Source organism: Pseudomonas inefficax (assembly GCF_900277125.1).
Lineage (GTDB): Bacteria > Pseudomonadota > Gammaproteobacteria > Pseudomonadales > Pseudomonadaceae > Aquipseudomonas > Aquipseudomonas inefficax.
On the sequence record NZ_OPYN01000172.1, the window covers coordinates 83,876 to 95,054 of the forward strand.

The window sequence follows — 11,179 nt, forward strand, 5'->3', positions numbered from 1 at the left end:
CATGCTCCGCAGCGCCTGCTTCGCGGGTGAACCCGCTCCCACAGGGGATGGCGTGTACCTTGCTAACGGGCCTTTTCGATGCGCCAGATACCGAACGGCAGATGCCAGGGTTCGATGCGCATCCATTGGGTCTTGCCGTACCACGACCAGCGATGGCCGTTCATCAGGTCTTCACCATGGGTTTCGGCGTTGTCATCCAGCCCCAGCTCCCACAGCGGCAGCTCGAAATGCGCCTCCTGTGCGTTGTGCGGGTCGAGGCTGATGGCCACCAGGATGTAGTTGTCGCGCTCGGGCGTGCGTTTTGCGAAGTACAGGATGTTGTCGTTCCAGCAGTTGAAGAACGCCACGCCCAGGTGGGTCTGCAAGGCGCGGTTCTGCCGGCGGATGCGGTTGAGCTGGGCGATCTCGGCAATGATGTTGCCGGGTTGGCTGAAATCGCGTGGGCGAATTTCGTACTTCTCCGAATCCAGGTACTCCTCCTTGCCCGGCAGCGGCGTGCCTTCGCACAGTTCGAAGCCCGAGTACATGCCCCACAGCCCCGAGCCCATGGTGGCCAGCGCCGCGCGGATGAGGAAGCCGGCCCGGCCGGAGGTGTGCAGGAAGTACGGGTTGATGTCGGGGGTGTTGACGAAGAAGTTGGGCCGGTAGCACTGGCTCCATGGCGGCTGGTTGAGCTGCTCGAAGTACTCGCGCAGCTCCTGTTTGTGGTTGCGCCAAGTGAAGTAGGTATAGCTTTGCGCGTACCCGACCTTGCCCAGGCGGGCCATCATCGCCGGCTTGGTGAAGGCTTCGGCGAGGAAGATGACCTCAGGGTACCGGCTACGCACATTGGCGATCAGCCATTGCCAGAATGGCAGTGGTTTGGTGTGCGGGTTGTCGACGCGGAAGGTCTTCACCCCCTCCTCGACCCAGCCGACCACCACATCGCGCAAGGCCAGCCACAGCGAGGGGACGGCGTCGGGGGCATAGAAATCGACGTTGACGATGTCCTGGTATTTCTTCGGTGGGTTCTCGGCATAGCGGATGGTGCCGTCCGGTCGCCAGCTGAACCAGCCTGGGTGCTCCTTGAGCCAGGGGTGGTCCTGGGAGCACTGGATGGCGAAGTCGAGGGCGATTTCCAGGCCATGTTCGGCCGCCGCGGCCACCAGGCGGCGGAAGTCGTCGCGGCTGCCCAGTTGCGGGTGAATCGCCTCATGCCCGCCTTCCGCGCTGCCGATGGCGTACGGGCTGCCCGGGTCGCCGGGCGCTGCCGTGAGGGCGTTGTTGCGGCCCTTGCGGTGCTGCATGCCGATGGGATGGATGGGCGGGAAGTACAACACGTCGAAGCCCATGTCGCGAATCATCGGCAGGCGCGTGTGCACATCATTGAAGGTGCCGTGGCGCTCGGGGCTGTCGGTGATCGAGCGTGGGAACAGCTCGTACCAGCTGGCGAACTGCGCGGCAGGGCGGTCGACATCGACGGGGAATTCACGGCTGCGGGCCAGGTAGCTGCGATGCTCGGCATCGCTCATCAGGCGGGCGGTGGCGGGGTCGAGAAACAGCGCCACCTGGTCGTCGGTGTTCAACGTGGGCAGACGCTGCTGCAAGGCCTGGAGCTCCTCGCGCAGGGCTCCGTTGCACAGCTCGATGCCCTTGCCCAGCATCAATCGGCCTTCTTCCAGCTCCAACTTGACCTCGACACCGGCGTGGTACTTCTTCTCCAGGTCGTGGCAATAGGTGGCGAACGGGTCGATCCAGGCCTCGATGCTGAACAGGTGCGGGCCCAGATCGGTGGGGGTGAACTCGGCCAGCCACAGGTCGTTGCCCGGCGAGTGCATGGGCACGCAATGCCAGCGCCGGCTGTGGGCCTGGCGCCAGTTGAGCATCACCGCCAGGCGGTCATGGCCGTCGCTGTAGACCTTGCTGCTGACCTCCACCGGCTGGCCACTGATGGCCTTGGCAGCGAAGGTGCCGGCTTCGAGCACGGGTTGGGTGTCTTCGATCACGATGCGCGGCGCCAGCAGCGCCTGGGACAGGCTGATGGCCTGGTCCGGGTGATCGTTGGCCATGGGCACGCTTTCGAAGGGCTCGTTTCGTGACATCGGACCTTGCTCCCTCAGGCTGGTGGCGGTAAGGATTCAGAGCCGGGCACAGGCGTGGGGTTCAAAAAAATTGAGCAAACGGCAGCTGCGCGAAGTCGAAGCCTGCAGCACCTCTTCAATTACCCAAGCGAGGTCAGGCCATGAACATTCCCATTCCACCGGAGACTCCCGATCCCAACATCGACGACCCGAGCCTGCCGCCGCCCGTGCCGGAGGAAGACCCGGACGAGCTGCCGATCAAGCCGACCGTGCCGCCGACAGTGGGCGACCCGCCGAGCCAGGAGCCACCGGTGAAGGCTTAAGGGTAGACCAGGATGATGTGTTGGCAGGGCCGGCCTCTTCGCGGGTAAACCCGCTCCCACAGGGACCGCGCCGACCTCGAACGCGGCGCTGTCCCTGTGGGAGCGGGTTCACCCGCGAAAGGGCCAGCAGCATCAATACATCAACCAGCAGTTAAAGCCGAGATCTCCGCCACACTGATCTCCCGCATGCGAAACTTCTGCACCTTGCCGGTCACCGTCATCGGGTACTCGTCGACGAAGCGGATATGCCGCGGCACCTTGAAATGGGCAATGCGCGCCTTGCACCAGCCCTGCAGCTCCTCGACCGTGGCACTGTGCCCCGGGTGCAGCTTTATCCAGGCGACGATCTCCTCGCCATAACGGCTGCACGGGATGCCGATCACCTGCGCATCGGCCACCGCCGGGTGGGTGTAGAAGAACTCTTCCAGTTCCCGCGGGTAGATGTTCTCGCCGCCACGAATGATCATGTCCTTGTTGCGCCCGACAATGCGCACATAACCATGCTCGTCCATCACCGCCAGGTCGCCCGAATGCATCCAGCCGGCCGGGTCGATGGCATCCGCGGTGGCCTGGGGATTGTCCCAGTAGCCGAGCATCACGCTGTAGCCGCGGGTGCACAGCTCACCGATCTCGCCGCGCGGGACGATGCAGCCGTCGGCGTCCACCAGCTTGTTCTCCAACTGCGGCTGGGTGCGACCGACGGTGGTCACGCGCAGCTCCAGGTGGTCGTCGGGGCCGGTCTGCAGCGACACCGGGCTGGTTTCGGTCATGCCGTAGGCGATCTGCACTTCGGCCATGTGCATCTGGTCGATGACCCGGCGCATCACCTCGATCGGGCAGGTGGCGCCAGCCATGATGCCGCTGCGCAGGGTCGACAAATCCATTTGCGCGCGCGCGGGGTGGTCGAGCATGGCGATGAACATGGTCGGCACGCCATAAAGGATGCTGGCGCGCTCTTCGGCCACGGCGCGCAGGGTGAGCTCGGCGTCGAAGGCGTCGTTGGGGTAGATCATGGTGCTGCCGTGGGTGATGCAACCGAGGTTGGCCATGACCATGCCGAAGCAGTGGTACAGCGGCACCGGGATCACCATGCGGTCGCGTGCGGTCAGGCCCAGGCTTTCGCCGACCATGAAGCCGTTGTTGAGGATGTTGTAGTGGCTGAGCGTGGCGCCCTTCGGCGCGCCGGTGGTGCCGGAGGTGTACTGGATGTTCACCGGCTGGTCGAACTGCAGGCTTTGCTGGCGCGTCGCATAGGCCTCGGTCGAGGTCTGCCCTGCCCGCTCGGCCAGCGCCTGCCAAGGCAGGAAGCCTGCCGGCGGGTTGGCGGCCAGGCTGACCACTCCACGCAGGTCGGGCAGGCGTTCACTGGCCATTTCACCCGGGGTGGTGCTGGCCAGCTCCGGTGCCAGTTCCTGGACCATGGCGTGGTAGTCGGACGTCTTGAAGGCATCGGCACATACCAGCCAGCGGCATCCGGACTGGCGCAGCACGTATTCCAGCTCGCCCACGCGGTAGGCCGGGTTGATGTTGACCAGAATCGCGCCGACCTTGGCGCTGGCCAGCTGCAGGATGCACCACTGGGCGCAGTTGGGCGACCAGATGCCGACCCGATCGCCGGTGTTCACGCCCAGGGCCATCAAGGCACGAGCATGCACTTCGACCTGCTCGGCCAGTTGCCGCCAGCTGTAGCGCAGGCCCTGATGACGCGACACCAGGGCCTCGCCGTCGGCGTAGCGGGCCACGGTGGCATCGAAGGCCTGGCCGATGGTCTGGGTCAGCAAGGCTTGGTCCTGGCGACCGCGGGTATAGCTTGGTTGACTCATGGGTGTCCCTTCTTGTGGTTGTTCTGGGCACGACTGAAGCAAGCGGGAATACTCTGGCGCAGATTTACGTTTACGTAAAGGTGATGAGTCGATTGACAGTGGACGCATGCAGGTTTACGTTAACGTAAAGGTGATGAACGACACCATCCCTCAGGCTTGACGCCGAACCCTGTGGGAGCGGGCGTGCCCGCGAATGCGATCACTCAGGCAATGACGGTGGTCCTGCTGACGCATTCGCGGGCACGCCCGCTCCCACAGGGTTCGGCGCCAGATCCATGAGCCAGGGTGTTTCCTACATTTCAAGAACAACAAGGTGCCCCAGCATGCATTACCCCACCCTGAACTTCGCCCTGGGCGAAACCATCGACATGCTCCGCGACCAGGTGCGCACCTTCGTCGCCGCCGAACTGGCCCCGCGTGCCGCGCAAATCGACCACGACAACCTGTTCCCCGCCGACATGTGGCGCAAGTTCGGCGACATGGGCCTGCTGGGCATCACCGTGCCGGAAGAATACGGCGGTGCCGGCCTGGGCTACCTGGCCCACGTGGTGTCGATGGAAGAAATCAGCCGTGGCTCGGCCTCGGTGGCCCTGTCCTACGGTGCCCACTCCAACCTCTGCGTCAACCAGATCAACCGCAACGGCAGCCACGAGCAGAAGCTCAAGTACCTGCCCAAGCTGATCAGCGGCGAGCACATCGGCGCCTTGGCCATGAGCGAGCCCAATGCCGGTTCCGACGTGGTGTCGATGAAACTGCGCGCGGAAAAGCGCGGCGACCACTACGTGCTCAACGGCAGCAAGACCTGGATCACCAACGGCCCGGACGCCAACACCTACGTGATCTACGCCAAGACCGACCTGGACAAGGGCGCGCACGGCATCACTGCGTTCATCGTCGAGCGTGACTGGAAAGGCTTCAGCCGCAGCAACAAGTTCGACAAGCTGGGCATGCGTGGCTCCAACACCTGCGAGCTGTTCTTCGACGGCGTCGAAGTGCCGGAGGAAAACATCCTCGGCCAGCTCAACGGTGGCGTGCGCGTGCTGATGAGCGGCCTGGACTACGAGCGCGTGGTGCTGTCCGGCGGCCCGACCGGCATCATGCAAAGCTGCATGGACCTGGTGGTGCCGTACATCCACGACCGCAAGCAGTTCGGCCAGAGCATTGGCGAGTTCCAGCTGATCCAGGGCAAGATCGCCGACATGTACACCCAGCTCAACGCCAGCCGCGCCTACCTGTATGCCGTGGCCCAGGCCTGCGACCGTGGCGAGACCACCCGCAAGGACGCCGCCGGGGTGATCCTGTACACCGCCGAACGCGCCACGCAAATGGCGCTGGAGGCGATCCAGATTCTTGGCGGCAACGGCTATATCAACGAATTCCCGGCAGGCCGCCTGCTGCGCGACGCCAAACTGTACGAGATCGGTGCCGGCACCAGCGAAATCCGCCGGATGCTGATCGGTCGCGAACTGTTCAACGAAACCCGCTGAGCACAAGGGACGGGCGCACATGGCTACCTTGCACACCCAGATCAACCCGCGTTCGGCGGAGTTCGCCGGCAACAGCGCGGCCATGCTCGAACAGGTCCAGGCCCTGCGCGGCCTGCTCGCCCAAGTGGCCCAGGGCGGTGGGCCCAAGGCTCAGGAGCGGCACACTTCGCGCGGCAAGCTGCTGCCGCGCGAGCGTATCGACCGCCTGCTGGACCCGGGCTCGCCGTTCCTCGAAATCGGCCAGCTGGCTGCCCATGAGGTGTATGGCGAAGACGTGCCCGCTGCGGGCGTGATCGCCGGCATCGGCCGCGTCGAAGGCGTGGAATGCATGATCGTGGCCAACGACGCCACGGTCAAAGGCGGCTCCTACTACCCGCTGACCGTAAAGAAGCACCTGCGTGCGCAGACCATCGCCCTGCAGAATCGCCTGCCGTGCATCTACCTGGTGGACTCCGGCGGCGCCAACCTGCCACGCCAGGACGAAGTGTTCCCCGACCGCGAGCACTTCGGACGCATCTTCTTCAACCAGGCCAACATGAGCGCACTGGGCATCCCGCAGATTGCCGTGGTGATGGGCTCGTGCACCGCCGGCGGTGCCTACGTGCCCGCAATGGCCGACGAAGCGATCATGGTGCGCCAGCAGGCGACCATCTTCCTCGCCGGCCCCCCACTGGTAAAGGCCGCCACCGGTGAAGTGGTGAGCGCCGAAGACCTCGGTGGCGCCGATGTGCACTGCCGCACCAGCGGCGTGGCCGACCACTATGCCGACAACGACGAACACGCCCTGGCCCTGGCCCGACGCAGCGTGGCCAACCTCAACTGGCACAAGCTGGGCAAGCTGCAACGCCTGGCCCCGGTGGCACCGCTGTATGCCGCCGACGAGCTGTACGGCGTGGTGCCGGCCGATGCCAAGCAACCGTTCGACGTGCGCGAGGTAATCGCGCGCCTGATCGACGGCTCGGTATTCGACGAGTTCAAGGCGCTGTTCGGTACCACCCTGGTGTGCGGCTTCGCCCACCTGCACGGCTACCCGGTGGCGATCCTCGCCAACAACGGCATCCTGTTCGCCGAGGCCGCGCAAAAAGGCGCACACTTCATCGAACTGGCCTGCCAGCGCGGCATCCCGCTGCTGTTCCTGCAGAACATCACCGGTTTCATGGTCGGCAAGAAGTACGAAGAAGGCGGTATCGCCAAGCACGGCGCCAAGCTGGTCACCGCCGTGGCCTGCGCCCAGGTGCCAAAGTTCACGGTGATCATCGGTGGCAGCTTCGGCGCCGGCAACTATGGCATGTGCGGCCGGGCCTACGACCCGCGCTTCCTGTGGATGTGGCCCAACGCCCGCATTGGCGTGATGGGGGCTGAACAAGCGGCTGGCGTGCTGGCCCAGGTCAAGCGCGAGCAGAGCGAACGCAGCGGCCAGGCCTTCAGTGCCGAGGACGAAGCCCGGCTCAAGCAGCCGATCCTTGACCAATACGAGCACCAGGGCCACCCCTACTACTCAAGCGCCCGCCTGTGGGACGACGGTGTCATCGACCCGGCACAGACCCGCGACGTGCTCGGCCTGGCGTTGTCCGCCGCGCTGAACGCACCGATCGAACAAAGCCGCTTCGGCATTTTCCGGATGTGACCATGAGCGATTTCAGCACCCTCGAAGTGATCCGCGACCCGCGCGGCTTCGCCACCCTGTGGCTCAGCCGCGAGAACAAGAACAACGCGTTCAACGCCTTGATGATCCGCGAACTGATCATCGCCCTCGACCAGTTGGCCGAGGACGCCAGCCTGCGCTTCGTGCTGCTGCGCGGCCGCGGCCGGCACTTCAGCGCCGGCGCCGATCTGGCCTGGATGCAGCAGTCGGCGCAGCTGGACTTCAACACCAACCTGGATGATGCCCGCGAGCTGGGCGAGCTGATGTATGCCCTGCACCGCCTCAAGGCGCCGACCCTGGCCGTGGTGCAAGGCGCGGCCTTTGGCGGCGCGCTGGGCCTGATCAGCTGCTGCGACATGGCCATCGGTGCCGAAGACGCCCAACTGTGCCTGTCGGAAGTGCGCATAGGCCTGGCCCCGGCGGTGATCAGCCCGTTCGTGGTCAAGGCCATCGGCGAGCGCGCCGCGCGCCGCTATGCCATTACCGCCGAGCGTTTCAGCGGCGTGCGGGCCCGCGAGCTGGGCTTGCTGGCCGAGGTATACCCGGCCAGCGAACTGGACGCCCAGGTCGAAGCCTGGGTGAACAACCTGCTGCAGAACAGCCCGCAAGCACTGCGCGCCACCAAGGACTTGCTGCGTGAAGTGGACGACGGCGAACTCAGCCCAGCCCTGCGCCGCTACTGCGAAAACACCATCGCCCGCATCCGCGTCAGCGCCGAAGGCCAGGAGGGCCTGCGCGCCTTCCTGGAAAAACGCTGCCCCGCCTGGCAAACCGACGACAAGAAGGAGCCGCGCCCATGAGCCGCCCCGCTTTGACCACCCTGCTGGTCGCCAACCGCGGCGAGATCGCCTGCCGGGTGATGCGCACCGCCAAGGCCATGGGCCTGACCACCGTGGCCGTGCACAGCGCCACCGACCGTGATGCCCGGCACAGCCGCGAAGCCGATATCCGTGTCGACCTCGGCGGCACCAAGGCTGCCGAAAGCTACCTGCTGGTCGACAAGCTGCTGGCCGCAGCCAAGGCCAGCGGTGCCCAGGCCATCCACCCGGGTTATGGCTTCCTGTCCGAGAACGCAGGCTTCGCACGCGCCATCGAAGAAGCCGGTCTGATCTTCCTCGGCCCACCGGCCAGTGCCATCGATGCCATGGGCAGCAAGTCGGCGGCCAAGGCACTGATGGAAGCCGCTGGCGTGCCGCTGGTGCCGGGCTACCACGGCGAGGCCCAGGACCTGGACACCTTCCGCGCCGCCGCCGAACGCATCGGCTACCCGGTGCTGCTCAAGGCCAGCGCCGGCGGCGGTGGCAAGGGCATGAAAGTGGTCGAGGACGAAAGCCAGCTGGCCGACGCCCTGGCCTCGGCCCAGCGTGAGGCGCAGTCGTCGTTCGGCGATGCGCGCATGCTGGTGGAAAAGTACGTGCTCAAGCCGCGCCATGTGGAAATCCAGGTATTCGCCGACCAGCACGGCAACTGCCTGTACCTCAACGAGCGTGACTGTTCTATTCAGCGCCGCCACCAGAAGGTGGTGGAAGAAGCCCCTGCGCCAGGCCTTTCACCCGAATTGCGCCGGGCCATGGGTGAGGCGGCAGTACGTGCGGCCCAGGCCATCGGCTACGTGGGCGCCGGCACCGTGGAGTTCCTGCTCGATGCCCGTGGCGAGTTCTTCTTCATGGAGATGAACACCCGCCTGCAGGTGGAGCATCCAGTCACCGAGGCCATTACCGGGCTCGACCTGGTGGCCTGGCAGATTCGCGTGGCCTGCGGCGAGGCCCTGCCGATCACCCAGGAACAGGTGCCGCTGATCGGCCATGCCATCGAAGTGCGCCTGTATGCCGAGGACCCAGCCAACGAATTCCTGCCGGCGACCGGCAAGCTGGCGCTGTACCGTGAGTCGGCAGCCGGCGAAGGGCGACGGGTGGACAGCGGGGTCAGCGAAGGCGATGTGGTGTCGCCGTTCTACGACCCGATGCTGGGCAAGCTGATCGCCTGGGGCGAAGACCGCGAGCAGGCGCGCCTGCGCTTGCTGGCCATGCTCGACGAATTTGCCATTGGCGGGCTGAAGACCAACATCGCCTTCCTGCGGCGCATTCTCGCCCACCCGGCGTTTGCTGCAGCCGAACTGGATACCGGCTTCATTCCGCGTCACCAGGAGGTTTTGCTGCCCGCGCCTCAAGTGCTGCCAGCAGGCTTCTGGGAAGCCGCAGCCGAGGCCTGGTTGCAGGGCCAGGCCGCACATCAGCGGGACGACGACCACAGTTCGCCATGGGCCGAACGCAACGGCCTGCGCCTGGGCCTGCCGGCGCGCAGCACCCTGCACCTGGTGAGTGGCGGGCAAGACCAGGCGGTTGCCCTGGAGCGCAGCGCTGCGTCTACCTGGCAACTGGTGGGCGAGCAGTTGGTTCATGACCAGGCGGGCGTGCGTCGCCAGCATCTGGCGATCCGCCGTGGTGGCACGCTGTACTTGCACTGGGACGGCGAGATACATGCCATCGAAGCCTTCGACCCGATTGCCGAGGCCGAGGCCAGCCACAGCCACCAGGGCGGCCTGGGCGCGCCCATGAACGGCAGCATCGTGCGCGTGCTGGTAGAGCCTGGGCAGGTGGTGGAAGCAGGTACGGCGCTGGTGGTGCTGGAGGCCATGAAGATGGAACACAGCATTCGCGCGCCGCATGGCGGCACGGTGAAGGCGTTGTTCTGCCAGGAAGGCGATATGGTCAGCGAAGGGACGGTGCTGGTCGAACTGGCGGAATGAGGGTACCCGGGGGCCGCTTTGCGGCCCTTTCGCGACACAAGGCCGCTCCCACAGGTACGGTGCATGCCTTGAGGTTGGCGCGGTACTTGTGGGAGCGGCCTTGTGTCGCGAAAGGGCTGCGCAGCAGCCCCGGCAATCTAGAAGGCCCCATGTACACGCACGACCACCCCCAGAAACTCGCAGCCATCCTCACACAGCAGCGCCGGATAGTTGCTGTTCAATGCCTTCAGGTACCGCTGCCCACCTTCCTCGGCCAGCTCACGGAAAATCGCCGGTTTGCCCGGCTGACGGGCGATAACCAAACGCCCTGGCTCGGCTTCCAAGCCAGGGTCAACCAACATCCGCATGCCCTGCGGCACACTGCGGCCACTGACGGCACTCATGGCATCGTTTTCCACGGTCAGCCAGAACGCCTTGCCCTGGGCCAGATAGTCCGTCTGTTCGAATACGCCAGGCTCCGTAACATCTGCAACACCTAGCTCATCCCAACCCAGCACCGGGTAGCGGAAACACACGATGTATTGCATGAGGTCCAGCTCATCATCATCGTCATCCACCTCGTAAATGCCGCGCTCCTCGCCAACCTGGCCAACAATGCGCAACTGTAGGCTGACGTTGTAGTGCGGCATGCCAATCTCGACGAATGTGCGGTTCATCGATTCGATCTTCGGCTGACGCCGCTTGTTCACCCAATGCCCCACGCTGCCTTGAGACACGCCAACGCGTTCGGCAAGCTGCTCTTGAGTGAGCCCTAGCTCCTCCATCCGGTCACGGACGAGGGCAATCCATTTATCCATATTCATCGCTGGCACGATACGGACTGCCTTCTAGCGCTCAATAAACATTCAGTATTATTTATCGGAAAGCACAAAAATACACCAGGTATTAGTATCGACCTGAACCCTTTCCTTACTGGTGTTAGCAGGTATCAGGATGAAACCACCGAAAAACGACGAAACAGATCTCGACAGCGAAGCCGCCCGCCGCGCCCTCGACTACTACCTCAACCCCAACCCGCCGCGCCCCACTCAGGAGAACAGGATCTGGACCCTGCACGAGGGGGTAACCAAAGACCAAGCCCAGGAGCATGCC

At 64.9% G+C, this 11,179-nt stretch carries 8 protein-coding genes and 1 pseudogene; 6 read left to right on the forward strand and 3 right to left on the reverse strand.

Annotation, left to right across the window (positions count from 1 at the left end):
• Positions 1–62: 62 nt before the first annotated feature.
• Entirely contained in the window at positions 63–2,081 is a 2,019-nt protein-coding gene (locus JV551A3_RS20960) for an alpha-1,4-glucan--maltose-1-phosphate maltosyltransferase (RefSeq protein ID WP_133973975.1), read from the reverse strand.
• A 140-nt stretch (positions 2,082–2,221) separates the two neighbouring features.
• On the opposite strand from JV551A3_RS20960, the gene JV551A3_RS30755 reads away from it, so the two are divergent.
• A complete protein-coding gene (locus JV551A3_RS30755) occupies positions 2,222–2,383 on the forward strand; it encodes a hypothetical protein (RefSeq protein WP_003251307.1) in 162 nt (53 codons plus the stop codon).
• Positions 2,384–2,523: 140 nt separating this feature from the next.
• Here the strand turns inward: JV551A3_RS30755 and JV551A3_RS20970 are convergent, their stop codons facing one another.
• The gene (locus tag JV551A3_RS20970; protein ID WP_133973979.1) at positions 2,524–4,206 is read right to left on the reverse strand and encodes an AMP-binding protein; all 1,683 of its coding nucleotides are present in this window, start codon (positions 4,204–4,206) and stop codon (positions 2,524–2,526) included.
• A gap of 323 nt (positions 4,207–4,529) precedes the next feature.
• On the opposite strand from JV551A3_RS20970, the gene JV551A3_RS20975 reads away from it, so the two are divergent.
• From JV551A3_RS20975 to JV551A3_RS20990, 4 genes are read left to right on the forward strand one after another with little or no spacing between them, the layout of a single operon-like run.
• The gene (locus JV551A3_RS20975) at positions 4,530–5,693 is read left to right on the forward strand and encodes an isovaleryl-CoA dehydrogenase (protein ID WP_025339821.1); all 1,164 of its coding nucleotides are present in this window, start codon (positions 4,530–4,532) and stop codon (positions 5,691–5,693) included.
• Between the two features lie 19 nt (positions 5,694–5,712).
• A complete protein-coding gene (locus JV551A3_RS20980; protein WP_133973981.1) occupies positions 5,713–7,320 on the forward strand; it encodes a carboxyl transferase domain-containing protein in 1,608 nt (535 codons plus the stop codon).
• Between the two features lie 2 nt (positions 7,321–7,322).
• The gene (locus JV551A3_RS20985; RefSeq protein ID WP_133979090.1) at positions 7,323–8,138 is read left to right on the forward strand and encodes a gamma-carboxygeranoyl-CoA hydratase; all 816 of its coding nucleotides are present in this window, start codon (positions 7,323–7,325) and stop codon (positions 8,136–8,138) included.
• Entirely contained in the window at positions 8,135–10,087 is a 1,953-nt protein-coding gene (locus JV551A3_RS20990; protein WP_133973985.1) for an acetyl/propionyl/methylcrotonyl-CoA carboxylase subunit alpha, read from the forward strand. Before JV551A3_RS20985 ends, JV551A3_RS20990 begins: the two co-directional genes overlap by 4 nt.
• Before the next feature lie 137 nt (positions 10,088–10,224).
• On the opposite strand, the gene JV551A3_RS20995 is transcribed toward JV551A3_RS20990, so the two are convergent.
• Positions 10,225–10,890, reverse strand: coding sequence for a LexA family transcriptional regulator (locus JV551A3_RS20995; RefSeq protein WP_133979092.1), 666 nt, complete (start codon positions 10,888–10,890; stop codon positions 10,225–10,227).
• A gap of 130 nt (positions 10,891–11,020) precedes the next feature.
• On the opposite strand from JV551A3_RS20995, the pseudogene JV551A3_RS31530 reads away from it, so the two are divergent.
• Positions 11,021–11,179: pseudogene (locus tag JV551A3_RS31530) on the forward strand (DUF6124 family protein); the annotation flags it as partial.